At 64.6% G+C, this 25,538-nt stretch carries 29 protein-coding genes; 7 read left to right on the top strand and 22 right to left on the bottom strand.

All coding sequences use genetic code 11. The features are described from left to right. Positions 1-78: 78 nt before the first annotated feature. From Q8R61_RS01710 to Q8R61_RS01665, 10 genes are all read right to left on the bottom strand, one after another. A complete protein-coding gene (locus Q8R61_RS01710; protein ID WP_305533580.1) occupies positions 79-291 on the bottom strand; it encodes a hypothetical protein in 213 nt (70 codons plus the stop codon). 127 nt (positions 292-418) lie between these two features. Continuing rightward, complete coding sequence (locus Q8R61_RS01705; protein ID WP_305533579.1) at positions 419-1,675, bottom strand: 6-phosphofructokinase; 1,257 nt, start codon at positions 1,673-1,675, stop codon at positions 419-421. Between the two features lie 73 nt (positions 1,676-1,748). Next, on the bottom strand, positions 1,749-2,114 hold the full coding sequence (locus Q8R61_RS01700) for a hypothetical protein (RefSeq protein ID WP_305533578.1): 366 nt from the start codon (positions 2,112-2,114) through the stop codon (positions 1,749-1,751). Between the two features lie 33 nt (positions 2,115-2,147). Further along, complete coding sequence (gene adk / locus Q8R61_RS01695; RefSeq protein ID WP_305533577.1) at positions 2,148-2,801, bottom strand: adenylate kinase; 654 nt, start codon at positions 2,799-2,801, stop codon at positions 2,148-2,150. A 105-nt stretch (positions 2,802-2,906) separates the two neighbouring features. Next, entirely contained in the window at positions 2,907-3,665 is a 759-nt protein-coding gene (gene kdsB / locus Q8R61_RS01690; RefSeq protein ID WP_305533576.1) for a 3-deoxy-manno-octulosonate cytidylyltransferase, read from the bottom strand. A gap of 2 nt (positions 3,666-3,667) precedes the next feature. Next, complete coding sequence (locus Q8R61_RS01685) at positions 3,668-3,853, bottom strand: Trm112 family protein (RefSeq protein WP_305533575.1); 186 nt, start codon at positions 3,851-3,853, stop codon at positions 3,668-3,670. After that, positions 3,834-4,949 carry a diguanylate cyclase gene (locus tag Q8R61_RS01680; RefSeq protein WP_305533574.1) on the bottom strand — a complete coding sequence of 372 codons (1,116 nt, stop codon included), beginning with the start codon at positions 4,947-4,949 and terminating at the stop codon, positions 3,834-3,836. The genes Q8R61_RS01685 and Q8R61_RS01680 overlap by 20 nt, the downstream gene beginning before the upstream one ends. Positions 4,950-4,978: 29 nt before the next feature. After that, complete coding sequence (gene lpxK, locus Q8R61_RS01675) at positions 4,979-5,962, bottom strand: tetraacyldisaccharide 4'-kinase (protein ID WP_305533573.1); 984 nt, start codon at positions 5,960-5,962, stop codon at positions 4,979-4,981. An 11-nt stretch (positions 5,963-5,973) separates the two neighbouring features. Continuing rightward, a complete protein-coding gene (locus Q8R61_RS01670; RefSeq protein WP_305533572.1) occupies positions 5,974-6,390 on the bottom strand; it encodes a biopolymer transporter ExbD in 417 nt (138 codons plus the stop codon). A 9-nt stretch (positions 6,391-6,399) separates the two neighbouring features. Further along, the gene (locus Q8R61_RS01665) at positions 6,400-7,005 is read right to left on the bottom strand and encodes a MotA/TolQ/ExbB proton channel family protein (protein ID WP_305533571.1); all 606 of its coding nucleotides are present in this window, start codon (positions 7,003-7,005) and stop codon (positions 6,400-6,402) included. A 339-nt stretch (positions 7,006-7,344) separates the two neighbouring features. Between Q8R61_RS01665 and xseA the strand changes: the two genes are divergently transcribed. Further along, positions 7,345-8,700 (top strand): exodeoxyribonuclease VII large subunit, encoded by a 1,356-nt coding sequence (xseA, locus tag Q8R61_RS01660; protein ID WP_305533894.1) that lies wholly within the window; start codon positions 7,345-7,347, stop codon positions 8,698-8,700. Positions 8,701-8,706: 6 nt separating this feature from the next. Here the strand turns inward: xseA and miaA are convergent, their stop codons facing one another. Next, positions 8,707-9,648, bottom strand: coding sequence for a tRNA (adenosine(37)-N6)-dimethylallyltransferase MiaA (miaA, locus tag Q8R61_RS01655; protein ID WP_305533570.1), 942 nt, complete (start codon positions 9,646-9,648; stop codon positions 8,707-8,709). A gap of 144 nt (positions 9,649-9,792) precedes the next feature. Between miaA and Q8R61_RS01650 the strand changes: the two genes are divergently transcribed. Next, a complete protein-coding gene (locus tag Q8R61_RS01650; RefSeq protein WP_305533569.1) occupies positions 9,793-10,815 on the top strand; it encodes a class I fructose-bisphosphate aldolase in 1,023 nt (340 codons plus the stop codon). Positions 10,816-10,901: 86 nt separating this feature from the next. Here the strand turns inward: Q8R61_RS01650 and Q8R61_RS01645 are convergent, their stop codons facing one another. From Q8R61_RS01645 to tsaE, 6 genes are all read right to left on the bottom strand, one after another. Beyond that, positions 10,902-11,357, bottom strand: a complete 456-nt coding sequence (locus Q8R61_RS01645; RefSeq protein WP_305533568.1) for a ligand-binding protein SH3 — start codon at positions 11,355-11,357, stop codon at positions 10,902-10,904. Between the two features lie 170 nt (positions 11,358-11,527). Continuing rightward, entirely contained in the window at positions 11,528-11,890 is a 363-nt protein-coding gene (locus Q8R61_RS01640; protein WP_305533567.1) for a S24 family peptidase, read from the bottom strand. Positions 11,891-11,953: 63 nt separating this feature from the next. After that, a complete protein-coding gene (gene mutL / locus Q8R61_RS01635) occupies positions 11,954-13,741 on the bottom strand; it encodes a DNA mismatch repair endonuclease MutL (RefSeq protein ID WP_305533566.1) in 1,788 nt (595 codons plus the stop codon). Beyond that, positions 13,738-14,277 carry a hemerythrin domain-containing protein gene (locus Q8R61_RS01630; protein WP_305533565.1) on the bottom strand — a complete coding sequence of 180 codons (540 nt, stop codon included), beginning with the start codon at positions 14,275-14,277 and terminating at the stop codon, positions 13,738-13,740. The genes mutL and Q8R61_RS01630 overlap by 4 nt, the downstream gene beginning before the upstream one ends. Further along, positions 14,274-15,476 carry an N-acetylmuramoyl-L-alanine amidase gene (locus Q8R61_RS01625; RefSeq protein ID WP_371133530.1) on the bottom strand — a complete coding sequence of 401 codons (1,203 nt, stop codon included), beginning with the start codon at positions 15,474-15,476 and terminating at the stop codon, positions 14,274-14,276. The genes Q8R61_RS01630 and Q8R61_RS01625 overlap by 4 nt, the downstream gene beginning before the upstream one ends. Next, complete coding sequence (gene tsaE / locus Q8R61_RS01620; protein ID WP_305533564.1) at positions 15,461-15,946, bottom strand: tRNA (adenosine(37)-N6)-threonylcarbamoyltransferase complex ATPase subunit type 1 TsaE; 486 nt, start codon at positions 15,944-15,946, stop codon at positions 15,461-15,463. Before tsaE ends, Q8R61_RS01625 begins: the two co-directional genes overlap by 16 nt. Here tsaE and queG point away from each other — a divergent pair. Then, positions 15,941-17,014, top strand: a complete 1,074-nt coding sequence (gene queG, locus Q8R61_RS01615; protein ID WP_305533563.1) for a tRNA epoxyqueuosine(34) reductase QueG — start codon at positions 15,941-15,943, stop codon at positions 17,012-17,014. The two genes, tsaE and queG, sit on opposite strands and share 6 nt — an antisense overlap. A 29-nt stretch (positions 17,015-17,043) precedes the next feature. On the opposite strand, the gene Q8R61_RS01610 is transcribed toward queG, so the two are convergent. Next, positions 17,044-17,658, bottom strand: a complete 615-nt coding sequence (locus Q8R61_RS01610; protein ID WP_305533562.1) for a cation transporter — start codon at positions 17,656-17,658, stop codon at positions 17,044-17,046. Positions 17,659-17,726: 68 nt separating this feature from the next. On the opposite strand from Q8R61_RS01610, the gene murI reads away from it, so the two are divergent. From murI to Q8R61_RS01590, 4 genes are all read left to right on the top strand, one after another. Next, positions 17,727-18,524: a glutamate racemase gene (gene murI / locus Q8R61_RS01605; RefSeq protein ID WP_305533561.1), complete on the top strand. Its 798-nt coding sequence runs from the start codon at positions 17,727-17,729 to the stop codon at positions 18,522-18,524. Between the two features lie 16 nt (positions 18,525-18,540). Continuing rightward, the gene (gene arfB / locus Q8R61_RS01600; protein ID WP_305533560.1) at positions 18,541-18,966 is read left to right on the top strand and encodes an alternative ribosome rescue aminoacyl-tRNA hydrolase ArfB; all 426 of its coding nucleotides are present in this window, start codon (positions 18,541-18,543) and stop codon (positions 18,964-18,966) included. 162 nt (positions 18,967-19,128) lie between these two features. Beyond that, positions 19,129-19,677 carry a histidine phosphatase family protein gene (locus Q8R61_RS01595; RefSeq protein ID WP_305533559.1) on the top strand — a complete coding sequence of 183 codons (549 nt, stop codon included), beginning with the start codon at positions 19,129-19,131 and terminating at the stop codon, positions 19,675-19,677. A gap of 332 nt (positions 19,678-20,009) precedes the next feature. After that, complete coding sequence (locus tag Q8R61_RS01590; RefSeq protein WP_305533558.1) at positions 20,010-21,677, top strand: methyl-accepting chemotaxis protein; 1,668 nt, start codon at positions 20,010-20,012, stop codon at positions 21,675-21,677. A 198-nt stretch (positions 21,678-21,875) separates the two neighbouring features. Here Q8R61_RS01590 and Q8R61_RS01585 read toward each other — a convergent pair whose 3' ends face one another. The 4 genes from Q8R61_RS01585 to Q8R61_RS01570 all read right to left on the bottom strand — a co-directional run bounded on the left by Q8R61_RS01585 (position 21,876) and on the right by Q8R61_RS01570 (position 25,464). Continuing rightward, the gene (locus Q8R61_RS01585; RefSeq protein WP_305533557.1) at positions 21,876-23,078 is read right to left on the bottom strand and encodes a tryptophan--tRNA ligase; all 1,203 of its coding nucleotides are present in this window, start codon (positions 23,076-23,078) and stop codon (positions 21,876-21,878) included. Positions 23,079-23,126: 48 nt separating this feature from the next. Next, the gene (locus Q8R61_RS01580) at positions 23,127-23,831 is read right to left on the bottom strand and encodes a site-2 protease family protein (RefSeq protein WP_305533890.1); all 705 of its coding nucleotides are present in this window, start codon (positions 23,829-23,831) and stop codon (positions 23,127-23,129) included. A gap of 139 nt (positions 23,832-23,970) precedes the next feature. Then, the gene (locus tag Q8R61_RS01575) at positions 23,971-24,594 is read right to left on the bottom strand and encodes an L-threonylcarbamoyladenylate synthase (protein ID WP_305533556.1); all 624 of its coding nucleotides are present in this window, start codon (positions 24,592-24,594) and stop codon (positions 23,971-23,973) included. A gap of 6 nt (positions 24,595-24,600) precedes the next feature. After that, the gene (locus Q8R61_RS01570) at positions 24,601-25,464 is read right to left on the bottom strand and encodes a 3',5'-nucleoside bisphosphate phosphatase (protein ID WP_305533555.1); all 864 of its coding nucleotides are present in this window, start codon (positions 25,462-25,464) and stop codon (positions 24,601-24,603) included. Positions 25,465-25,538: the final 74 nt, after the last annotated feature.

Below are 25,538 nucleotides of genomic sequence, written 5' to 3'. Positions count from 1 at the left end.
ACTCCTCCTTGTCATTTTGTGGAACTACGAAGCGCTACATGAAAAACGAAACGGCAGCTTGCGCTGCCGTCATTCCTATTATTTGCCCATCGCCAGCCCGCCCTCGAAGCGCGTGCCGGGCTCGAACCCGAAGATCCGGTCAAGCTCCAACTCCCGGATCATCTGATCAACCGCCCCCTGCCCATGCTCGCGCTGCACCTCGGACAAGATCAGCTTGGCCGAATTGCCGTTGTAGAAGCCGCCGAAGTCGGCTTGGACCTTGAGCAGTTGTCTGGCGCGGTCGAGGGTCATTGTTTTTAGGGGTCAGGATTCAGGGGCCAGGGGTCAGGGAATGTGCGGCTTCGCCGTAATTTAAAGGGCGCGGGCCATGCCCGCCCCTCCCCTGATCCCTGAATCCTGACCCCTGATCCCTAGTTCCTCACAATTTGAACGCTGCCAGCTTCTTCGCCACCGCGACGTTCTTCAACGTCACGTAGACCGGCAGGCCGTTCTTGTACTTCGGATAGTCTTCGCCCTGGATCAGCGGCGTCAGGTAGCGCTTGCACTTGTCGGTGATGCCGAAGCCGTCCTTGGTGATGAAGTCGCGCGGCATGAATTTCTCGACGTTGGCGACATCCTTCAAATCGGCCATGCCGATCTTGTACTTGTAGGGCACGTCGGAAATGCGGTCGACGGTGGGCATCACCGAGTTGTGGCCTTTCACGGCCAGCTCGACGGCCTTCTTACCCAGCTCGTAGGCCTGCTTGACGTCGGTCTTGGAGGCGATATGACGCGCGGCGCGCTGCAGGTAGTCGGCGACGGCCCAGTGGAACTTGTGGCCATGCGCTTCCTTGATCATGTTGGCGACCACCGGGGCGGCACCGCCCAGCTGGGCGTGGCCGAAGGCGTCGCGCGTGCCCTGCTCGGCGAGGAACTTGCCGTCCGGGTAGTGGCAGCCTTCGGAGACGACGACGGTGCAGTAGCCGTGTTCCTTGACCAGCTTGTCGACGCGGGCGAGGAATTTCTTCTGATCGAATTCAATCTCGGGGAACAGGATCACGACCGGAATGCCGTGGTCTTCGACCAGGCCGCCGGCCGCGGCGATCCAGCCTGCGTGGCGACCCATCACTTCGATCACGAACACCTTGGTCGAGGTCTTGGCCATCGAGCGCACGTCGTAGCTGGCTTCCAGCGTGGACACGGCGATGTACTTGGCGACCGAGCCGAAGCCGGGGCAGCAGTCGGTGATCGGCAGGTCGTTGTCGACGGTCTTCGGCACGTGGATGGCCTGGATCGGATAGCCCATCTGTTCGGACAGCTGGCTGACCTTGAAGCAGGTGTCGGCCGAATCGCCGCCGCCGTTGTAGAAGAAGTAGCCGATGTTGTGTGCCTTGAAGACTTCGATCAGGCGGGCGTATTCGCGCTTGTTGGCTTCCAATGATTTGAGCTTGAAGCGGCAGGAACCGAACGCGCCGGACGGCGTGCTGCGCAGCGCGGCGATGGCGGCGGCGGATTCCTTGCTGGTGTCGATCAGGTCTTCGGTGAGCGCGCCGATGATGCCATTGCGGCCGGCGTAGACCTTGCCGATCTTGTCCTTGTGCTTGCGCGCGGTTTCGATCACGCCGCTGGCGGACGCGTTGATGACTGCGGTGACGCCGCCGGACTGTGCGTAAAAGGCGTTCATTTTTTTCGCCATGATGGTGCTGTCTCCTTGATTATCTGTGTGGTCGTTTGCAAAACAAAAAGCCAGCGCGTGCTGGCTTAAAAATTCAACTGTTGCCGGATGCCTCGTTCTCGGCGAGACGCTTGGCTTCCTCGTCGGCCTGCATTTTCAGCAGCGTGGTGACGCAGTCGCCGATGTCGTCGTATTCCTCGCGGCCGGTCGCGAAGCGGTCGCGGATGCGGTAGAAGAACATGCTGCGATAGCGCGAGTCACCGGTTTTGGACAACACGAAATGACAGCCGCGCTCGTTCCAGTAGAAGCCCGGGCACAGGGTCAGTTCGCGGTCGTCGATATGCAGGCGGATTTCGGTTTCGACATCCTGGATCTCGACCGCCTTGCCGTAGCGTTCCTTCACCGCGCCGGTCACGATCCAGCGTTCGGTGTCGGTCATCGGATGAATCTGCTGCGGCATGGCGGTCTGGCGTGAAGATTAACGCTGTCCCGATCAACCCAGCGCGGCGAAGATCGAATCGCGGATCCCTTCGACCTTGCCGGTGCCGGGAACCTTGATGTACTTGGGTGCGCCGGCATCGCCACGCGCCGCCCAGTCGCCGTAGTACTTCACCAGCGGCTCGGTCTGCGCATGGTAGATGTCGAGGCGCTTCTTCACGGTGGCTTCGGTGTCGTCGTCGCGCTGGATCAGGGCTTCACCAGTGACGTCGTCCTTGCCTTCGAGACGCGGCGGATTGAACACGACATGGTAGGTGCGGCCGGAGGCCACGTGGACGCGGCGACCGGACATGCGCTTGACGATTTCGGCGTCGGGGACGTCGATCTCGACCACGAAATCGATCGGCACGCCGGCGGCCTTCATTGCCTCGGCCTGCGGAATGGTGCGCGGGAAGCCGTCGAACAGGTAGCCGTTCTGGCAGTCGGCTTCGGTCAGGCGGGCCTTGACCATGCCGATGATGATGTCGTCGGACACCAGGCCGCCGGCGTCCATGATGGCCTTGGCCTTCATGCCGAGCTCGGTGCCGGCCTTGATCTGCGCACGCAGCATGTCGCCGGTGGAGATCTGGGGGATGCCGTACTTTTCCTTGATGTAATTGGCCTGGGTGCCTTTGCCGGCGCCAGGGCCGCCCAACAGAATCAAACGCATTGCGAGTCTCCCTTGATTGATATGACGATGCCAAACCGCCTAAGCCTAAGCCAAGCGCGATGCGAGCAACACTTAAAAATTTTTATTGGGGGATTCAAGCGGCTGCTATGCCGCGGCAAACAGGCTGCGCACGCGTGCCAGGTCTTCCGGCGTATCGACGCCGGGAGCCGGCGCCATGGGCGTGATGCCGAGGCTGATGCGGTAACCGTGCCACAGCACGCGCAGCTGTTCCAGCATTTCATGACGCTCCAGCGGCGAGCTGGCAAGACTGGCATAGGTGCGTAGGAAACCGGCGCGGTAGGCATACAGGCCGATGTGGCGGAGCGCGCCGAATTCGTGCGGCATCGGCTGCCGGTCGGCAAAGGCGTCACGCGGCCACGGCACCGGCGCGCGGCTGAAATACAGCGCGTAGCCGGCCTCGTCGGCGACGACCTTGACGACGTTGGGATTGATGAAGTCGGCGTGGTCGTGGATCGGATGCGCCAGCGTGGCCATCACCGCGTCGTCGTGCAGAATCAGTTGCCGCGCCGCTTCGCGGATGAGGTCGGGATCGATCAGCGGCTCGTCGCCCTGCACGTTGACCACCAGCGTGTCGTCCGCCCAGCCGAGGGTTTCGGCCACCTCGACCAGGCGCTCGGTGCCGGACTGGTGATCGGGCGAGGTCATCAGCGCGCGGTGGCCGGCGGCCTCGACCGCCTGCTGCACGCGCACGTCATCTGTGGCGACAACGACCGACTCGGCCCCCGCCTGCAGCGCGCGATCGAGCACATGCAGCACCATCGGCCGCCCGCCGATGTCGGCCAGCGGCTTGCCCGGCAGTCGACTCGATGCATAGCGCGCGGGAATGACGACGCTGAAATGCATGCTCAGCTGCCGTGGATTTCGTCTGGATTCAGTGTGCGCGCTTCTTCCGGCAGCATCACCGGGATGTCGTCGCGAATGGGATAGGCCAGGCGGCAGGCCCGGCAGACCAGTTCCTGCGCGGGTTTTTTCCAGTCGAGGGGACCCTTGCAGACCGGACAGACAAGGATATCAAGTAGCTTCGGGTTCATTCGTCAGGGTCCTGTAAAACGCGGGGGCAGCGTCCGTTTCCGGCTGCTGCGATTTGCTCTTGTAGAGATGGATGTCGGCAACCGAGAGCAGCGTGTTGAGATCATGGCCGTCCTGCGGCGCCTGGCTGGTGCCGAGGCTCACCGCCATCGGCAGGCCGTTGCTGTTGCTCCAGGCCTGGGTGCGCGTCTCGATGCGGTCGAAAATCTGCTGCATGTCCGCCTCGTTCCGCTGCGGCAGGATGGCGACGAATTCGTCGCCGCCCCAGCGTCCGCACACGCCCATTTCGGCCGATTCGCTGAAGATCTGCCCGAACTCGGCCAGCACGCGGTCGCCGACGCCATGACCATAGCGGTCGTTGACGGCCTTGAACTGGTTGAGGTCGGCAAACAGCACGGTGACCGGCACGTCGGGATTCGCCTTGTCGAAAATGCGGTCGGCCGCCGCCAGCAGACCGTGGCGGTTGAGCAGGCCCGTGAGCGTGTCGAAACGGCTGCGGTAGTCGAGCTGGCTGCGCTGGCTTTCGATGCGCCCCATCAGGATGTAGGCATACAAGGCCAGGCTGACCCAGAACACGCCGAAGAACACGTCGCCGGCGCTGATTTCGAAACCGCCGATGCGGTAGCGCATGGCAAAGGACAGCGCCATGCCGATGAAGGCGCCGCCCAGCACTTCGGCAAACAGGCGCATGCCGTAGCGCATGCCGTTGCCGAGCAGCACCATCAAAAAGGCCAGCGCCGACGGCGGAATCGGATTGGGGTCGTGGATCACGCACAGGGCGACGATGATCAGGTCGGCGGTCATTGCGCTGCGGATATTCAGCAGCGTGACGCCCTGTAGCGCCTGCCTGAAAAACCAGGTGTTGAAGAGGAAATAAACGCCTAGCGCAATCAGCAGCTGCTCGATGGTGAACAGCACCGAGGGCACGCTCTCCAGCGTGGAGAAATAGATCACTGCCAGCGAGAAGAACAGATAGCGGGTGAAGAACTGTGTGACGATTTCGGAGCGGTCGGGCATCCAGAAGCCGGCCTCGCCCTCGATCGATTCCCAGCGGCACGGATGGCGGCGGTCGCTCCAGTCTGTGTATGGCTTTCCCATCGTTCCCTCCTTCGCGCGCGCCCGGATTGTTATCGTTTGAGGCGTGCGTCCAACCAGTCCATGAAACCGGCTTCGGGGGCAACGTCGAGTTCCACCGCCCACCAGTTCGCTCCTGCGATCGTCCGGCATTTTACCGCGTCTTTTTCCGTCATCAGCACGGCAGCGTCGGTCGGCAGATCACCGGCCTGAAAAGCATGATGGTCGGCAAAGGCGCGCGGACTGAAACGGATGCCCTGCGCGGCCAGCATATCGAAGAAACCCTGCGGCCGGCCGATTCCGGTGGCGGCAATCCAGTCGTGTTGCGGCAGTTCGTGCAGCGCAACTTTGTGCTGCGGCGCCTGCAGGCGATAGGCAAGGCCTGCGCGGTAGTCGGCGCGCCAAGCGCCTTCGAGGGGGCGCGGCACGGCGGTGCCGCGCACCACCTGGACGACGGCATCGACGCGGGCGAGGCGGCTGGGCGGTTCGCGCAGCGGTCCGGCCGGCAGCGGCCAGCCGTTGCCGAGCCCGCTCGCCGCGTCGATCACCGCCAGTTCGAGGTCGCGCTGCAAGCGGTAATGCTGCAGGCCGTCGTCGGACACGATCACGTCGACGCCGGGATGACGGGACAGCAGGGTGCGCGCCGCCGCCACCCGGTCGCGCCCCACCACCACCGGCACATCCGCCTTGGTGCGGATCAGCAGCGGCTCGTCGCCCACTTCGGCGGCGGCGCTGTCGGGCATCACCTCGACGCAGCCGCGGGCGGCGCCGCCGTAGCCGCGGCTGACCACGCCGGGGCGATGGCCGCGGGCGCGTAACTGCTGCACCAGCCAGATCACCAGCGGGGTTTTGCCGCTGCCACCGGCAGTAAGGTTGCCGACCACGATCACCGGCACGCCTACCGCCACCGAGGCCAGCCAGCCGCGCCGATACGCCAGGCGGCGCAGCCCGGATACGGCGGCGAACACGGCGGAGAAAGGAAGCAGCAGCAGGGTGAGCACGCCGGTGCGCGCCCACAGTGTTTGCACGGACAGCATGCGTGGCCCGCTTAGGGGGCGGTTTGGGTGGCGAAGGTAATGCGGGACAGCCCGACCCGGCGCGCCGCTTCCATCACGTTCACCACCGACTGATGCGCGGCCCGCGCATCAGCGTTGATCACCACCACCGGCTCGGACAGCGAGCCGGCGGCCTTTTGCAGCGCGGCGGCCAGTTCCTCGACCGAGGCATCGCCGATGGCCATGTTGTCGATCTGGTAGCGGCCGTTTTCGGCGACGGCGACTTCGATCTGCTTGGGCGGGCTGGGCGTCTGCTCGGCACTGCTGGTGGGCAGGTTGATCTTGAGTTCGGCAAAGCGCGCGTAAGTGGTCGTCACCGCCAGGAAAATCACGATGACGAGCAGGATGTCGATGAACGGAATCAGGTTGATTTCCGGATAGTCTTCGCGGCGGCCACGTCTGAAGTTCATAAGACTGATTTATTTCCGCTCGCCGTGGACGATCTCCACCAGCTTGATCGCCTGCTGTTCCATGTCGACCACCAGCGATTCCACCTTGTTGCGGAAGTAGCGGTAGAAGATCATCGCCGGGATCGCCACGATCAGGCCGAAGGCGGTGTTGTACAGCGCGATCGAAATGCCGTGCGCCAGTTGGCCGGGGTTGGTGCCGGTGGAGGTCTGCGCGCCGAAGATTTCGATCATGCCGATCACGGTGCCGAGCAGGCCCAGGAGCGGCGCCATGCTGGCAATGGTGCCGAGCGAAGTGAGAAAACGATCGAGCTCATGGGTGACGGCACGGCCGGATTCCTCGATCGATTCCTTCATCACCTCGCGCGAATTGTGCGCGTTTTTCAGCGCGGTCGCGAAAATCCGGCCCATCGGCGACCCCTCGGCCAGCTGGGTCACCAGCTCCTGGGTGACACCGCGTTCCTGATAGCGCTTGACCGTGTCCAGCAGCAGGCCGGCGGGCGCCACTTCCGAGATGCGCAGGCTGTAGGCACGCTCGATGATGATGGCGACGGCAATGACCGACGCCAGGATCAACGGCCAGATCGGCCAACCGGCCGCCTCGATGATGGCTAACACTGAATACCACTCCACATTGAAAACACCAGGCGAAATGTAGCCCCCGCGTGCAGGTTTGGGCAAGCACGAATTGTCGGCAGCAGCAGATTTCGCAGAGCCATCGACTTCTCCACAATTCGTGTGGATAAGTCTGTGAGGAACTGCCAACCGCATGCCCTAAAGGCCCGGCCACAAAGGGAAAACCGTTTCGGCACAAAAAGTAGCCAATCCGGTTTTTGTATAAGTATCAAGGGCTTATAAAAACACGACTATCGTCAATAGGGTGATCAAAATAATTTTTATGGCGAAACCGTGACTGTGCATGAAGCATGCCGGCGCGAACCCGTTATCCTCGGCGCCATGGAATTTTCGGACGACCTTCCCGGCAGCCCTGCGGCCCTGCCCGTGCTCACCGTCAGCGAGCTCAACCGCATGGCGCGCCGCGCACTCGAGTCGCAATTGCCCTTGCTGTGGGTGGAAGGCGAAGTGTCCAACTTCATGCGCGCCGCCTCCGGCCACTGGTATTTCTCGCTGAAGGACGCCACCGCGCAGGTGCGCTGCGTGATGTTTCGCGGCCGCAACCAGTTCGCCGATTTCACCCCGGCCAACGGCGATCATGTCGAAATCCGCGCCCTGCCCTCGCTGTACGAGGCGCGCGGCGAATTTCAGCTCGGTGCCGAGCAGATCCGCCGCGCCGGCGCCGGGCGGTTGTACGAAGCCTTCCTCAAGCTGAAAGCCAAGCTCGACGCCGAAGGCCTGTTCGACCCGGCGAATAAGCGCGCCCTGCCCCGTTTTCCGCGCGCCATCGGCATCGTCACCTCGCCGCAGGCGGCGGCGCTGCACGACGTGCTGACTGCGCTGGCGCGCCGCATGCCGGGCCTGCCGGTGATCCTCTACCCCACCCCGGTGCAGGGCGCCGGCGCCGGCGCGCAGATCGCCGCCGCAATCCGCACCGCCGGCGCGCGTGCCGAATGCGACGTGCTGCTGGTGTGCCGCGGCGGCGGTTCGCTGGAAGACCTGTGGGCGTTCAACGACGAGTCGGTGGCGCGTGCGATCGCGGCAAGCCCGATGCCGGTGGTGAGCGGGGTCGGCCACGAGACCGATTTCACCCTGGCCGACTTTGCCGCCGACCTGCGCGCACCGACGCCGACCGCGGCGGCCGAACTTGCCAGCCCGGTGCGCGCCGAACTGCTGATGCAGCTGGAGCAGCTGGCACGCCGGCTGCAGCAGCATCTTGTGCGCCGGCAACAGACTGAGATGCAGCGCCTGGATTACCTGGCACGCCGCCTGGTCCACCCGGCCGAGCAGTTGCGTCGCCGCCGGACCGAACTCACCCAGCTGGCACAGCGCCTGCGCCACGCCGCCAGCACGCGCCTGGCGAGCGGCCAGCTGCGCATCGCGCGGCTGAGTCAGCGGCTGGTGACGCCGATCCACGTCATCCGGCGCGACCAGCAGCGCCTGGACGCGCTGGGCCTGCGCACCCGACGCGCGGTCGCGGGTGGCCTCGGTCAGCGTCAACTCACGCTGGACCGCTACGCCAGCAGCCTCGCCCACCTCAACCCGGAAGGCGTGCTGGCGCGCGGCTACAGCATCGTGCTGCAGGACAACGGCGCAGTGGTGCAGGATGCTTCAGCGCTGAATGCCGGCGAAAGAATCGGCATCCGTTTCCACCGCGGACAGGCCCGCGCCACGATCGATTCAACCAGCAAGGATTAAGGCCGCTCAGGCCTTCAAATGGCGCGCCACCCGCGTCGTCGCCTGCGCTTCCAGATCCTCCGCCAGACAATCCAGCGCCACCGCATCCGGCCATGAGCGCAGCCAGGTGAGCTGGCGCTTGGCGAGCTGGCGGGTGGCGGCGATGCCCGTTTCGCGCAGTTCATCCAGCGAGATTTCACCGTCGAGGTGGGCCCAGGCCTGACGGTAGCCAACGGCGCGCATCGCCGGCAGGTCGGGGGTCAGCGCAAAGGCCTGACGCAGCACCTTCACTTCGTCGAGCAGGCCTTCGGCCAGCATGGCATCGAAACGCTCGGCAATGCGCTGGTGCAGAACGGCGCGGTCGGACGGGATCAGCGCGAGCTGCAGCACGCGGTAGGGCAAGTCGGCCTGGGTACGGTCGAGCAGCGCGGACATGGGCTTGCCGCTGAGGCGAAAGATTTCCAGTGCGCGGCCGATGCGCTGGGAATCGTTCGGCGCCAGCCGGGCAGCGGTTTCCGGATCGATCCCGGCCAGCTCGGCGTGCAGCGCGGGCCAGCCACGGGCCGCGGCCTCGGCTTCCAGCTGCTTGCGCAGCGCCGCGTCGGCACGCGGCAGGTCGTCCAGGCCCTGCAGCAGCGCGCGGAAGTACAGCATGGTGCCGCCCACCAGCAGCGGCACGCGCCCGCGCGCGACGATGTCGACCATCAGCGCCAGCGCATCGTCGCGGAACGCGGCTGCCGAATAGGCGTCGGTGGGGTCGCGGATATCCAGTAGATGGTGCGGCGCGCGCGCCAGCGTGGCGGCGTCGGGCTTGGCGGTGCCGATGTCCATGCCGCGGTACACCAGCGCCGAGTCGACGCTGATGATTTCCAGCGGAAAACGCTCGACCAGACTCACCGCCAGCGCGGTCTTGCCCGACGCGGTCGGGCCCATCAGGAAAATGGCGGGAGGCAGGCTGGGGGCGGACATGAAGGGCGATTATCCCCCAGCTTGGCGGTCGCCGGCGCTGCGCCGGCACGCCGCGGCCGGGCCCAGCGTCACAAACAGCGTCTAAAGTGCGAGGTGGGCATGAATGCGCTGCCTGATCACTTTTCCAGACCGGAGTCCTCTCAAATGAATATCGACGAACTCAAATCCGTGGCCAATGCCATTGTCGCGGAGCAGAAGGGTGTGCTGGCGGCGGACGAAAGCAACCCCACGATCCAGAAGCGCTTCGCTTCGATCCAGGTGGAATCCACCGAGGAAAACCGTCGGCGTTACCGCGAAATCCTGTTCACCGCCTACGGCATCGAAGCCACGGTCGGCGGCGTCATCCTGTACGACGAAACCTTGCGCCAGTGCTCGCATGAGGGTGTCCCCTTCCCCCAGCTGCTGGCGGAGCGGGGCATCATTCCCGGCATCAAGGTCGACCAGGGCGCCAAGGCGCTGGCGCTGTATCCGGGTGAAAAGGTGACCGAGGGCCTCGACGGCCTGCGCGCGCGGCTTGCCGAATACCGGCAGTTGGGCGCGCAGTTCGCCAAGTGGCGGGCCGTGATCGAAATCGACGAACACGACATCCCCTCGCCGTTCGGCATCCGCGCCAACGCCCATGCGCTGGCCCGCTACGCCGCGCTGTGCCAGGAAGCGGGGCTGGTGCCGATCGTGGAACCGGAAGTGCTGATGGACGGCGCCCACAGCATCGAGCGCTGCGAGGCGGTGACGGAACAGGTGCTGCAGACGGTGTTTGCCGAGCTCGACGCTCACCGGGTGGTGTTCGAGGGCATGCTGCTGAAGCCGAACATGGTGATTGCCGGCAAGCTGTGCCCGGTCCAGGCGAGCGTGCTGGAGGTGGCGGCGGCCACGCTGCGCTGCCTAAGGCGCACCGTGCCGGCGGCGGTTCCCGGCATTGTGTTCCTCTCCGGCGGGCAAAGCGCCGCCGATGCGACCGATCACCTCAACGCGATGAACGCAATGGAGCCACAACCCTGGCAAGTCAGCTTTTCCTATGGGCGCGCGCTGCAGGCGCCGGTGCTGGAGGCCTGGCTGGGGCAGGAGGACAACGTCGTCGCCGCGCAGCGTGCGCTGTTGAATCGTTGCCACCTGAACGGCCTGGCCCGTGCCGGCAAATATGCCCGCAGCATGGAAAACGCCGCCTGAGCCGAACGGGACAGCGCGATCGGCTGCCACAATAAAAAGCGGCGGGGTTTCCCCCGCCGCTTTGCTTTGGCGTGCTACTGCCGCGATCAGCTCGCGTTGGCGTATTGCGCCTTGGCCTGACGCGCTGCCGCGATTTCATCAGGACCGTAGGCCTTGCCCGACCACAGCATTTCGTAGGCGATTTCTTCGTTACCGTTCTCGCACAGGTCCAGCACTTTCTGGAACAGCGGCTGGAAGGTTTCCGACTGGTGCGACTTCTCGTGCTCATCGAAGGTGGTCCAGAAGGTCACGATCAGCGCCTCCTTGCCCTTCATCGGGCTTTCGACGGCCTGGCCGATGGTCGAGCCTTCATTCGACACCGCACCCGAGTTCAGCGCGACGAAGCCGCCGACAAAGCCTGTATCCGAATGATAGGTTTTGACGTTTTCGCAGAGAAACGCCACCCGTTCCTGCAGGTCGTCGACCGTGTATTCGGGCTTGAGAATCACCCGGTTGATGGTCACAACACCGTCGTTGGGAAAATTTGCGATCAGTCCACTCATGGTTACGCCTCCTGCTGTTGGTTAAGGTTGAACAGGCGTCAGTGTATTAATTCCTACTAAATCAGTCAACTAATTTATTTAATAGTTTAATGGGGTGATCAATAAAAACAATGAATGGTGATTCTGTGTATATCTAACATTATCAACAAGATGTGGATGTTTGTTGACAATTAGATGTAGCTCTTCTGCTCGCTGCGCTTGCCGGGGCGCTTCTTCAGGATGACCACACCCTTGGCAACATCGATGTCTGCGACCGGAATATTCTCGTAGATCGGGTTCAGCGGCTTCAGCATCCAGCCGTCGTCGTGCTTCACGATCTGGCGGAAGATGTATTCGTCGTTGACGAAGGCCACCACGTAGGAGCCATCCTTGACCAGACCGGACGGCTCGACCACGATGATCTCGCCCTCCTCGAATTCGGGCAGCATCGAGTCGCCCAGCACCATCAATGCATAGGGTTCGGCGCTGGCGCAGTTGCTGGCCTCGTTGACGTCCTGAATCGGAATGGTCTTGCGTTCGTTGCGTTCGCTCATGGGAATCTCGTTAATACCTGACTAATTAGCTCAAGCTTATATTCAAAAGCGCCAGGTGCCAAATCAGCGCCCACGCATGAACATGCCGTCGAGCTCCTTGAGGCTGATCTGGAACCAGGTGGGGCGCCCATGGTTGCACTGCCCGGCCCGCTCGGTGGCTTCCATCTCGCGCAGCAGCGCGTTCATTTCTGGCAGCGTCAGCATCCGGTTCGCGCGCACCGCGCCGTGGCAGGCCAGCGTCGCCAGCAGTTCGTTGCGTCGTTCGGCCAAGAGGCGCGCGACGCCGAATTCGGCGACTTCACGCAGCACCGCGCGCGTCAGCTCGACCGGATCGGCATTCTTCAGCAGCCACGGCACCGAGCGCACCGCCACCGAGGTCGGCGAAGTGATCGACAGCTCGAAGCCGATGCCGGCGAGCGCCTCCAGATGCGGGCCGATTTCCGCAACGTCGCGCGCATCGACCGTCAGCGCGACCGGAATCAGCAGCGTCTGCGCCGGCACCGCACGGGCATCGAGCGCGATCTTGAGCTTTTCGTAGACGACGCGCTCGTGGGCGGCATGCATGTCGACCAGCACCAGCCCCTGCGCGTTCTGCGCCAGCACGTAGACGCCGTGCAGCTGCCCCAGCGCATAGCCCAGCGGCGGCGAGTCGGCCCCTTCAGGCAAGGGCTGCGCCACAGGCGCAACACCCTCCCCTGAAACCTGACCCCTGACCCCTGACCCCTGAAGAGGCGCATAGAACGCCATCGCCTCGTTCACCTGCAGCGGCATCGACGCCTGCTGCGGTGCACCCCAGGCTGGCCTGAACCCGGCCGGCGCCTGTCCATCCGGCACAACCGTCGCCCCGGCCTCGACCGGTGCCGACAGCAGGCGCTCGACCGCATGGAACAGAAACTGGTGCACACCGCGGCTGTCGCGGAAGCGGATCTCGGTCTTGGCCGGGTGCACGTTCACGTCGACACCGTCGGGCGGCAGGCTGATGAACAGGCAATACGCCGGGTTCAGCTGGTGATGCAGCACGTCGCGGTAGGCTTCCTTCAGCGCATGGACGATCAGCTTGTCGCGCACGTAGCGGCCGTTGACGAACACGTGCTGGCTGTCGCGGCTGGCGGTGGCGGCGCCGGGACGGATCACCCAGCCGCTCACCCGCAGCGCCCCGCCGGCCGCATCGACCGCAATCGCATGGCTCTCGAACGCCTCGCCCATCACCTGGCGCACCCGCGCGTGGGCCGGCTCGGCATTGAGCCGCAGCTGCACGCGGCCGTTGTGGGTCAGCGTGAACGCAAGCTCGGGGTTCGCCAGCGCCAGCCGCCGCACGGTTTCGGCGCAGTGCGCGTATTCGGTGCCCTCGGTCTTGAGAAACTTGCGCCGCGCCGGCGTGTTGAAAAAGAGATCCTGGATATCGACGGTGGTGCCAGTCGCACGCGCGGCCGGCACCGGCTCGCCAAGGCGGCCGCCTTCGACCTGCAGCGTCCAGGCGTGCTCGGCGGCGCTGTGATTGACGTTGGCGCTGCGGCTGGTGAGCGTGACCCGCGCGATGGCGGCAATCGACGCCAGCGCTTCGCCGCGGAAACCCAGGCTCGCCACCTGCTCGAGGTCGGCCAAACTGGCGATCTTGCTGGTGGCGTGTCGGGTCAGCGCGAGCGCAAGCTCGTCGCGCGCAATGCCGCAGCCGTTGTCGCTCACACGGATGCGCTTGATGCCGCCCTGCTCGAGATCAATTTGAATGTCGGTGGCGCCGGCATCGAGGCTGTTTTCGAGCATCTCTTTCAGCGCCGCAGCGGGGCGCTCGACCACCTCACCGGCGGCGATCTGCGAAATCAGCACATCGGGCAGGACGCGGATGTTCACAGCCGGCCTTCGTACGACACGCCGCGCCGCGCCGCCATCGCGCGGCCGAGGCGTTCGAGATCGGCCGCGCCGAGTGCCTGGCGCGCCAGCGGCAGCACATGGGTGTTCTCGAATTCGAGGTGGGTACGGTTCATGTCGACAAAGCGGCGCGTCAGATCCGCGTCCAGCGCGGCTACCGTGCCGGCTGCGATCGCCTGCAACTCCGTTCGCAGACGCCGCCAGACCAGCGCCTGCGCGTCGTGCTCCAGCGTCAGGGTTTCGACCAGCTCACAGGCGCCGGGGGCGCCGGCCTGCTCCAGCAGCGGAAACAGGTTGCGCTCCTCATCGTCGTGGTGGTGCACCGCCGCAGTGTCGAAGTAAGCCAGCACCGCGCGCGCGGCCTGTTGCGCCTGGGCGTCAGCGCCGTGTTCGGGCAAATGGGCGAGCAGTTTTTCGAGGGTGTTGCACTGTTTGGTGATGCGGCCGTGGCAGGCCTCAAGCACCGCCAGCGGCCGGTCGAAACCCGGGGCCGCCGCGCCCAGCAGGCTGGCGGTCATGGATTGAGGGTCAGCCGCGCCGGTGCGGTCAGCGGGTGCGTGTTGAAGTAGTTTTTGACGCCGACGACGATGGCATTGACCAGCTTGTCCTGGTAGCCGGGATCGTTGAGGCGCCTTTCCTCTTCCGGATTGGAAATGAAGGCGGTCTCGATCAGGATGGACGGAATGTCGGGCGCCTTCAGCACCGCGAACCCCGCCTGCTCGACATGTGGCTTGTGCAGCCTGTTGACGGTGCCGATTTCCTTCAAAACGGCATGACCCAGCTTGAGGCTGTCGTTGATGGTGGCCGTCTGCGACAGGTCGATCAACGTGCGTTTGAGGAAGGGATCCTTGACGTCGATATTGATGCCGCCCACCAGGTCGGCGTCGTTTTCCTTCTTGGCCAGCCAGCGCGCGGCGACCGATGTGGCCCCGGTTTCCGACAGCGCGAACACCGACGAACCGTGCGCGTGCGGCTTGATGAAGGCGTCGGCGTGGATCGACAGGAAAAGATCGGCCTTGACCGCACGCGCCTTGTTGACGCGTTGCGCCAGCGGCACGAAATAATCGCCATCGCGGATCAGCACCGCGCGCATATTTTCCTGTGCGTCGATCTTTTCCTTGAGCTTGCGCGCCACTGCCAGCGTGATGTGTTTTTCATACGAGCCCTTCGCGCCGATGGCACCGGGGTCTTCGCCACCGTGGCCGGCATCGATGGCCACGGTGATCAGGCGGGCGTATTGCGGCACCGCCGCCGGCCTGGAGGGCTGCGCCGTCGCGGGTTGCGCGATCGCCGGGTTCGACGCCGCTACGCCCGGCTGGGCCGGATAGAGGTCCACCACCAGGCGGTGGCCATACTGCGCCAGCGGCTGCAATTGAAAGATCGACGGCTTGACCGGTGTTTTCAGGTCCAGCACCACGCGCATCACGCCGGGGCGGTTCAGGCCGACGCGGATTGCGCTGATATAGGGGTCGTCCGCACCCAGCTGTCCGGCCAGCGCATTGAGCGCGTGACCCGCCTCGACGCCTTCGAGGTCGATCACCAGCCGCTCGGGATTCGCCAGGCTGAAATAGGTGTGCTTAACCTGCTGCGGCGCCTCCAGCGTGATCCGCGTGTAGTCGGGCGACGGCCACAGGCGGGTCGCGGTCAGCTGCAGCGCCTGGGCCCAGCCCGACGCCAACACACCGCACAACAGGAAAACCTTCAGCAAAGCGTGCAACTCGTCTCCAGATAATGTGCGCCGCGCGCGCTTGCGGCCTCGCACTCGATTTCGCGTGCCTCGTCGGCAACCCGCAGCCGGATGATCACATCCGGCTGCGGCAGCCAGCCGGCAGCCTTGTCCGGCCATTCGATCAGGCTGACCGCATGGCCGTCGCTGACTTCGCGAAACCCGGCGTCCATCCACTCGCGCGGGTCGTGCATCCGATACAGATCAAAATGATACAGCTCAAACGCCGGCAGGCTGTAGGTTTCGGTAAGGGTATAGGTCGGACTTTTTACCCGACCGTTGTATCCCAGCCCCCTCAGCATGCCGCGAACCAGTGTGGTCTTGCCGGCACCGAGGTCGCCCTCGAGGTAGAACGTCAGCCCGGGAATCAGTTCCCGCGCCAGTTGCGCGCCAAACGCCAGCGTCGCGGCCTCATCGGCCAGATGGCAATGGCAGCGCACGGTATCATCGGATGTATGCATGAGCAGGCCTTAAATAAAACTGAGCTAAGCCGACTGGCGCAGCAAATCAAGCACTGGGGGCGCGAGCTCGGTTTTGCCGCGGTGGGCATTGCCGACAGCGAACTGGGCGCGGCCGAGGCCGGTCTGCAGGAATGGCTGGATCGGGGCTTTCATGGCGAGATGGATTATATGGCGGCGCACGGCACCAAGCGCAGCCGGCCGGCCGAACTGGTGCCCGGTACCGTCCGCATCATCAGCGCGCGGCTGGATTATTTTCCGCCGGCGTCGGCCGATCCGCACGCCGTGCTGGCCGACCCCGACGCCGCCTATGTGGCTCGCTACGCACTGGGACGCGACTACCATAAAGTGCTACGCAACCGGCTGCAGAGTCTCGCCGAAAAAATCAGCGCGAAAGTTGGCGAGCACCATTTCCGCGTTTTCACCGACAGCGCGCCGGTGATGGAAGTCGAGCTTGCCGCTCAATCCGGGCTCGGCTGGCGCGGCAAACACACGCTGCTCTTGAACCGGCAGCACGGCTCGTGGTTCTTTCTCGGCGAGATCTATACCGACCTGCCGCTGCCGGTCGACGCGCCTGAAGCCAGCCACTGCGGCACCTGCCAGGCCTGCATCGACGTCTGCCCGACGCAGGCCATCGTCGCCCCCTATACACTCGATGCGCGGCGCTGCATTTCCTACCTGACCATCGAATTGAAGGGCAGCATCCCGGTCGAGTTGCGTCCGCTCATCGGCAACCGCATCTACGGCTGCGACGACTGCCAGCTGGTATGCCCGTGGAACCGTTTTGCGCAGACCGCCGAACTGGCGGATTTCGGCGTGCGAAACGGCCTCGACAGTGCGCGGCTGGTGGACCTGTTTGGCTGGGGTGAAACGGATTTCAACGATCGGCTGGCGGGCTCACCGATCCGCCGCATCGGCCACGCGCGCTGGTTGAGGAACATTGCGGTCGCGCTGGGGAATGCGCCGGCTTCGCCTGAGATCCAGTCAGCACTCGGCGCGCGTCGGGATCATCCGTCCGAGCTGGTGCGCGAGCACGTGGCATGGGCGCTAAAAGGCCAGCAAACGGTTTAAGCCTACTTTAATTCCTGCTTGGCGCTGTCTTATTTCACGCGCAGCTCACGCTGCGCATGCTGTATCACAGACACCCCCGAGCTCAGCGCCAGCCAGGCCAGCAGCAAGGCCACCGCGATATCCGGCCAGCCGTGCGCCGTCGCCCATACCCCGCCCGCCGCGCCCATCACCGCCAGGTTGCCGAGTGCATCGTTGCGCGAGCACAGCCACACCGAGCGCGCCTGCGCGTCGCCCTGGCGGTGGGCATACAGCAGCGCCGCCACGCCGACGTTGACCGCCAGCGCCACGAGGCTCACCCAGCCCATGATGAAAGGCTCGGGCACCACGCCGGCCGACCATTGCCAGGCCGATTTGCCGAGCACGAAGACGCCGAAGCCCACCATCAGCCAGCCTTTCCACAGCGCGGTGCGCGAGCGCCACACCGGCGCCAGGCCCAGCACGAAAAGCGCCACGCCATAGTTCGCCGCGTCGCCCAGGAAGTCCACCGCATCGGCCAGCAACGACACCGACTGCGCCGCGAAACTCGCGAAAATCTCGACGAAGAACATCAGCGCGTTCAGCACCAGCGCGATCCACAACGCGCGCCGGTAGCGCGGGTCGGGCGGCGCGCTGCCGCAGACCGAATCGCAGCCGCAGCCGCTCATGCTGAATGCCTACGGATCGGGCCCTGCAGGTAAAATGCCGTCTTTCTCATTCCGTCATCCTGCCACCCATGTCCACGAATACAAACTCCCCGATCGGCGTATTCGATTCCGGCATCGGTGGACTGACGGTGGTGCGCGCGCTGATGGAGCGCCTGCCCTTTGAAAACATCGTCTATTTCGGCGACACCGCGCGCGTGCCCTACGGCGTGAAATCGGTCGAGACCATCACCCACTTCACCACCCAGATCGCGCAGTTCCTGCTGGAAAAGGACGTCAAGCTCCTGGTCATCGCCTGCAACACCATGGCGGCGGTGGCCTCGCAGATCGTCAAGGACCTGTCGCCGGTGCCGGTGCTCGACGTCATCGACGCCGGCGCGGTGTCGGCGCGCGGCGGCAAGAAAATCGGCGTCATCGGCACCCCCACCACCATCAACAGCAACGCCTACGCGCGCGCCATCCACGACTACGCGCCCGATTCGCGCATCCATTCGCAGGCCTGCGCGCTGTTCGTGCCGCTGGTCGAGGAAGGTTGGCTCGACCACGAAGTGACGCGATTGACTGCGCAGGATTACCTGAAGCCTTTGCAGGCCGAACACATCGATACCCTGGTGCTCGGCTGTACCCATTACCCGCTGCTGAAGCCGCTGCTGCGGCAGGTGCTTGGCGACGGCGTGCAACTGGTCGACTCGGCCGAAGCCATGGCCGAGCAGGTCGCCGCGGTGCTGGCCGACAAAAAGCTGGCCAACCCCGGTCCCGCCCAGCCACGCTACGATTTCTACGTCACCGACTTGCCGCTGCGTTTCCAGACCATCGGCGAGCGTTTTCTCGGCCGCACGCTCAACAACGTGCACGTGGTGAAGTGGTAGTCGCCCCGCCCTCCGCATGATCCGGGTCAACGCCCAGATCGAGCTCGACGAGCGCGAAATCCAGGAGGACTTCGTGCGTGCCTCGGGCCCCGGCGGGCAAAACGTCAACAAGGTGTCGACTGCGGTGCAACTGCGCTTCGACGTCGCCCGCTCCCCTTCGCTGCCCGATCCGGTGCGTGCCCGCCTGATCACCCTGGCCGGCCGTCGCGTCACCCAGGACGGCGTGCTGATCATCGAAGCCGAACGCTATCGCAGCCAGCGGCGCAACCGTGACGACGCGCTGGAACGCCTGCTCGAGCTGATCCGCGAAGCCTGCGAAGTCGACAAGCCGCGCCGGCCGACCCGCCCCACGCTGGCGTCGAAGAAGCGGCGGCTGGACAGCAAGCAGCGGCGGGGAGAAACCAAGAAACTGCGGACGGTGAAGCCGGGGACGGACACTTGAAGCCTCCGGGTACACGTGCCGAGTCTTGATGATCATTTCGAATCGGTGCTACAAAGCTAGCGCGACGCTCGCAAGCAGGTTATCCAGCTGCACGAACAATTCAGGAAAGGATTCGCCATGACCCCCTTGCGAACATATTGGATACGACGGCTTGGCGCGTGGATGCTGTTACTGGGCCTACTGCTGCCTGCGCTCGCCTATGCGAGCGAAATCGACCTCACAACGCGCCTGCAACAAGGCGGTCACGTCCTGATGTTGCGGCACGCACACGCCCCCGGCTTTGGTGATCCGGCGCAATTCAAACTCGACGACTGCAGCACCCAGCGCAATCTGGATGCCAGCGGTCGTGTCCAGGCCGCAGCGATAGGCGAATGGCTGCGGCGTCAGGGGGTGCGGGACGCGCGCGTCTATTCCAGCCAATGGTGCCGCAGCCTGGAGACCGCGCGTTTGATCGACCTCGGTCCGGTGACGCCGCTGCCCGCGCTCAACTCGTTTTTCGAGCGCGAACATGAGCGCATGAGCCGCCTCGTCGCGCTGAACGCATTTTTCGCGCGGCAACCGGTGGACGGCCCGCTGATCATCCTGGTGACCCATTTCGTCAACATCCAGGCGATCGCCGGTTCCGGGGTCGGCTCAGGCGAGGGCGTGCTGCTGCAACTGCAGGCCGGCAAAGCACCGCATGGGGTCGGGCGCGTGGATTTCAGGCAGTAAACGGCACGAATACCAGCCGAGGCAGGCCTCTCACGCCCGAGCAGCTCATAACGCGCCACTATTCTGTTCACCGTCTAAGAATGCACAGCAATATTCTCGGCGATGGCCGCCATGGTGTTCAGTCCTGCTCGCGTGCTACGCTCGATTTGTCTACTCAATATCGTACATAAATACTTATATTGCCAGTTTAGTTAAAGTTTTGTCTAGGACAGACGATATCTTTGTTAGGGGTCATCCATCCGGTCGTTCTGCACGCGGCCACAGGGTGCACAGGCAACTCGATCCAGTGAACCGCACCGGAAACACTATCGATAACCAACCGAGACAAGACCATGCACACGCTCTTCAATTTCAGCATCGCGAAACGGCTTTACCTGATCTCCTTCCTTCTGATCGCCGCGCTCGCCGCCGTCTCGATCAGCGGCTGGATCGCCCTGAAGGAGGATGCCGCCCTCGCCGACCGGGCCGGCGAAATCCGCATGCCGCAGTTGATGCGCATCGCCTCGGTCGAGTTGAACATCACCCGCGTCTCCCTGCAGATTCGCCACGCCATGCTGGTCACTTCGGAAGACGACCTGCGCACGACGCTCGCCGACATTGCCGACAAGCGCCGCCAGATCGACGATGCGATCAAGGCATTCGAGTCCGGGATCATCGATGAGGCCGAACGCACGTTGTTTGCCAAGGCCGCGCCTCTGATGGACGATTTCTGGCGCATCGGCGGCGAGAACATCGGGCTGATCGAATCCGGCGACAAGGACGCCGCCTTCGCGATGCTGGTCAACGATACCATCCCTGCACGCAACCTTCTGCTCGACGTGCTGGCAGCCGAGAAGACCTACCAGACCGAGCACCTCGACAAGGAGCTTGAGGTCATCAAGGCAGGCAACGACAGCACCCGCATCCTGGTCGTGTCTGCCGTACTGGCGGTGACGCTCGGCCTGCTGGCCATGACCTGGCACATCGGCAGCGTGCTCAAACGCCGGGTGGCCATCTCGCAGGCAGTCGCCAACCGCGTGCGAGATGGTGATCTGACCGTCCACATCCACGACGATGCGCGCGACGAATTCAGCCCTCTGCTGGCCTCGCTAGACGAGATGCAGACTGCACTGACGAAGGTTGTGGGCCGGGTGCGCCAGGGCGCCGAATCGGTGGCCACAGCCAGCGCCGAAATCGCGCAAGGGAACCAGGATCTCTCCTCGCGCAGCGAAAGCCAGGCCAGCGCACTCGAAGAAACCGCCGCCTCGATGGAAGAAGTGGGCTCGACCGTGCGGCAGAACGCCGACAATGCCCAGCAGGCCAACCAGTTGGCGAAAAGCGCCGCCGGCGTCGCAGAACAGGGCGGCGACGTGGTGGCACAGGTGGTCGACACCATGCGCGGCATCAGCGAATCAAGCCGCAAGATCGGCGACATCATCAACGTCATCGACGGCATCGCCTTCCAGACCAATATCCTTGCGCTCAACGCCGCAGTCGAAGCCGCGCGCGCCGGCGAGCAGGGCCGCGGCTTCGCCGTGGTCGCAGGCGAGGTCCGCACCCTGGCGCAGCGCAGCGCCGAGGCCGCCAAGGAGATCAAGCACCTGATCGAGGAAAGCGTCGCGCGCGTCGATCAGGGCTCGACGCTGGTCGATCGCGCCGGCGCCACCATGCAGGACGTGGTTGCGAGCATCCGCCGCGTCACCGACCTCATGGGCGAGATCAGCTCAGCGAGCGTCGAGCAGAGCGCCGGCGTTACGCAAGTCGTCGAAGCCGTCACCCAGATGGACGAAACCACCCAGCAGAATGCCGCGCTGGTCGAGGAAATCGCCGCCGCGGCCACCGGCCTCAGCTCGCAGGCACGCGAGCTCGTCGAAGCCGTCGCGGTGTTCCGCATCGAAGCCGACATTGCGGCGCAGACCCAGACGCACATCACCTCCGCGCCCCGCCATGCACGGACGCCGAGCCGGGCGGCGCGCACCCTGCCCCGCGTCGAAGCCCCTGCAATGCGGAAAGTCGCCTGAAACGCCATCCGGCCCGGAGCACGCACCCGGACGCCGGATGAACGACAGCGAACCTGACCAAGGAGACGACCAGGGTCAGGAGACGGGCTCAGGTCGTGCAATACAGCACCACCAACCCGTTCTTCATGTCCGCTCAATTATTTAGCAGTGGAGCGCCCGGAAATAGAAACCGGATCGCATTGGTATAGCCAACGCGGTTTACCCGAACGTCAGCCCCATCGCCTCGCGCACATCCCGCATCGTGTCGCGCGCAAGTTCCTGCGCTTTTTCGCAGCCATCGGCGAGGATGTTGCGCACCTGGTCGGGGTTGTCTTCGTAGTAGGTCGCGCGCTCGCGGATCGGCGCGAGTTCGGCCAGCACGGCATCGATCACCGGCTGCTTGCAGTCGAGGCAGCCGATGCCGGCGCTGGTGCAGCCGGCGGTGACCCACTGGCGCACGGCGTCGTCGGAATACACCATGTGGAACTGCCACACCGGGCAGTTGGCGGGGTTGCCCGGGTCGGTGCGGCGCACGCGCGCGGGGTCGGTGGGCATGGTGCGGATTTTCTTGGTGACCGACTCGGGGTCTTCCCTTAATGCAATCGTGTTGTTGTAGGACTTGGACATTTTCTGGCCGTCGAGTCCCGGCATTTTCGAGGCTTCGGTCAACAGCGCGTCGGGCTCGACGAGGATCATCTTGCCGGAGCCTTCAAGGTAGCCGAACAGGCGCTCGCGATCGTTCAGCGACAGGTTCTGCGCGTCGTTCAGCAAGGCCTGGGCGGATTCCAGCGCTTCGTCGTCGCCTTTTTCCTGGTAGGCGGTGCGGCATTCCTCGTACAGCCGAGCCTTTTTCGAGCCGAGCTTCTTGACGGCGGCGCGCGCCTTGTCCTCGAACCCCGGCTCGCGGCCATACAGGTGGTTGAAGCGGCGGCAGATTTCGCGGGTGAATTCGATGTGCGGCACCTGGTCTTCGCCCACCGGCACCAGGTTGGCGCGGTAGATCAGGATGTCGGCGGACTGCAGCAGCGGGTAGCCGAGGAAGCCGTAGGTGGAGAGGTCTTTCTCGGAGAGTTTTTCCTGCTGGTCCTTGTAGGTCGGCACGCGTTCCAGCCAGCCCAGCGGGGTCATCATCGACAGCAGCAGATGCAGCTCGGCGTGTTCGATCACACGCGACTGCACGAACAGCGTGGCCTGCGCCGGGTCGACGCCGGCGGCGAGCCAGTCGATGGTCATGTCGCGCACGTTTTCCTCGATCATCTGCGGCGTGTCGTAGTGCGTGGTGAGCGCGTGCCAGTCGGCGACGAAGAACAGGCACTGGTACTCGCTCTGCAGGCGCAGCCAGTTTTTCAGCACGCCGTGGTAGTGGCCAAGATGCAGGCGCCCGGTGGGGCGCATGCCGGAGAGAACGCGATCGGAATACATGTCAGGGAGTAGGGGCTAGGAGATAGGGGCTAGGGATGAGGGGGGTGTTCACTTCAGCACAACATTGATCAGGCCTGCGAGCTGCATGGGTTCAAGGCCGGTGACCAGCGCGATGAGACCGATGAATACGCTGATGAGCGGCCACAGGACAAAGCCGAGGATGCCGGTGAACAGCAGGCCGAGCAGGATGAACAGGCCATAGGGCTCGATGCGAGAATACTGGATCGCCTGCCGCACCGGCAGCAGGCTCACCGCGATGCGGCCGCCGTCGAGCGGCGGCAGCGGGATCAGGTTCAGGGCCATCAGGATGACGTTGATGAACACGCCGGCGGCGCCCATCAGCATCAAGGGCGCGCTGGCAAAGCCGCTGCCGAGGGCATGGCCGACCTGAATCATCAGCGCCCAGAACACCGCCATGACGAAGTTGATGCCGGGCCCGGCGGCGGCCACCCACAGCATGTCCTGCTTGGGACGGCGCAGGTTGCCGAAATTGACCGGCACCGGTTTGGCCCAGCCGAACAGCAGCGCGCCGCCGCCCAGCAGCTTGCTGGCCACCAGGATCAGCAGCGGCACCAGGATCGTGCCGACCGGGTCGATGTGCTTGATCGGGTTGACGGTGATACGGCCCGCGGCGGCCGCGGTCATGTCGCCGAAATAGCGCGCGACATAGCCGTGCGCGGCTTCGTGCAGGGTGATGGCAAAAATCACCGGCAGCGCGAACACCGCAATTTTCTGGATCAGCGTGAGCTCGATCATGCTTCAGGCGCCGCATGGCGGCACGGTTGCCCCCTCCCCCGCAAGCGGAGGATTAGCAGCGACTTGCCCGCTTGTGGGCTGAGTCGATTGCTTGGTGGCCCCATCAGGGTTGGGTAGAGGGAAATCGGGAAACACATCACGTTTCGAAGTCCGCCGTGTCGCCCTTGCCGAAGCGCACCACGATGGGCGTATCGGTGGTGAGATCGACCACGGTGGTGGGCGTCAGTCCGCAGGCGCCGCCGTCGATGACGAGATCGACCAGGTGTTCCAGACGTTCGCGGATTTCCCATGGCTCGGTCAGCGGCACGTCCTCGCCGTACAGCAGCAGCGTGGACGACAGGATGGGCTCGCCCAGCTCGGCCAGCAGCGCCTGCACGATGGGATGATCCGGCACCCGCAGGCCGATGGTGTCGTGCTTCTTGTGCAGCAGCCGCTTCGGCACTTCGCGGGTGCCGCGCAGGATGAAGGTGTAGGCGCCCGGGGTGTGCGCCTTCAGAAAGCGGAACTGGCTGTTGTCGACCTGGGCATAGCGCCCGAGCTCGGACAGGTCGCTGCAGATCAGCGTGAGGTCGTGCCCGGTGTCGAGGCCGCGCACCGACAGCAGGCGCATCGCCGCTTCCTTGTCGCCGACGTGGCAGCCCAGCGCATAGCACGAGTCGGTGGGATAGACGATCACCCCGCCGCGCTTGAGGATGTCGACCGCCTGCTGGATCAGCCGGGGCTGCGGATTGTCTGCGTGAATATTGAAAAATTGCGCCATACGGTCTCAGGCCAGCGAAGGAGAAAAATGGTCGGCCAGTTCGGGCCAACCCTGCCACACCGGCTGGCAATAATGCGGCAGCGCGGGCAGGCGGCCGAGGTCGATGCTCTCGCCCGGCGCATGGAAATCGGCCCCGCGCGAGGCCTTGAGGCCAAAGGCGCGCGCGAGGTCGGCAAACTTGCCGTATTCGGACGGGTGGTGGCTACCGGTGATGACCTCGATGCCCTCGCCGCCCAGCGCGCGGAAGGCATCCAGCAGCAGGTGCAGTTCGCGCGCGTTGAACGCATAGCGCCCGGGGTGCGCGATCACCGCCATGCCGCCGCTGGCGCGGATCCAGCCGACGGCGTTTTCCAGCGCGGTCCATTCGTGCTCGACATAGCCGGGGTTGCCGCGCGTGAGGAAGCGCTTGAACGCGCTGCGCATATCGGGCGCGTGGCCCTGGGCCACCAGCCAGCGCGCAAAGTGCGTTCGGCCCACCATTTCCTTGTTGACGGCGTAGCCGAACGCGCCCTCATAGGCACCGGTGATGCCGGACCGCGCCAGGTCGTCGCCCATGCGGCGGGCACGCTCGATGCGACCACGGCGGATGCCGGCCAGACCGCCTGCGAGGTCCGGGTGCAGCGGATCGATGCGCAACCCGACGATATGGACGGTCTGCCCGCGCCAGGTGACCGAAATTTCGACGCCCGGGATCAGCACCACCCCGGCGGTCTCAGCCGCCGCCTGCGCCGCAGCGATGCCGGCCACGTCGTCATGGTCGGTCAGGGCGAGCGCGTGCACGCCGTTGGCCGCGGCGCGGGCAACCACGTCGGCGGGCGGCAGTACACCGTCGGACACGTTGGAATGGCAATGCAGATCGATATTGAGCATCGATGATCGGGATCGGGCGACCAGGGCCAAAAGCACTTGGTCAGGAGGGGGAATCATAGCAAAATAAGCGGCCG

It is taken from the genome of Thiobacillus sp., from assembly GCF_030696885.1.
Lineage (GTDB): Bacteria > Pseudomonadota > Gammaproteobacteria > Burkholderiales > Thiobacillaceae > Thiobacillus.
The sequence above is the reverse complement of the archived record's forward strand: the minus strand, read 5'-3'. Positions and strand labels throughout refer to the sequence as shown.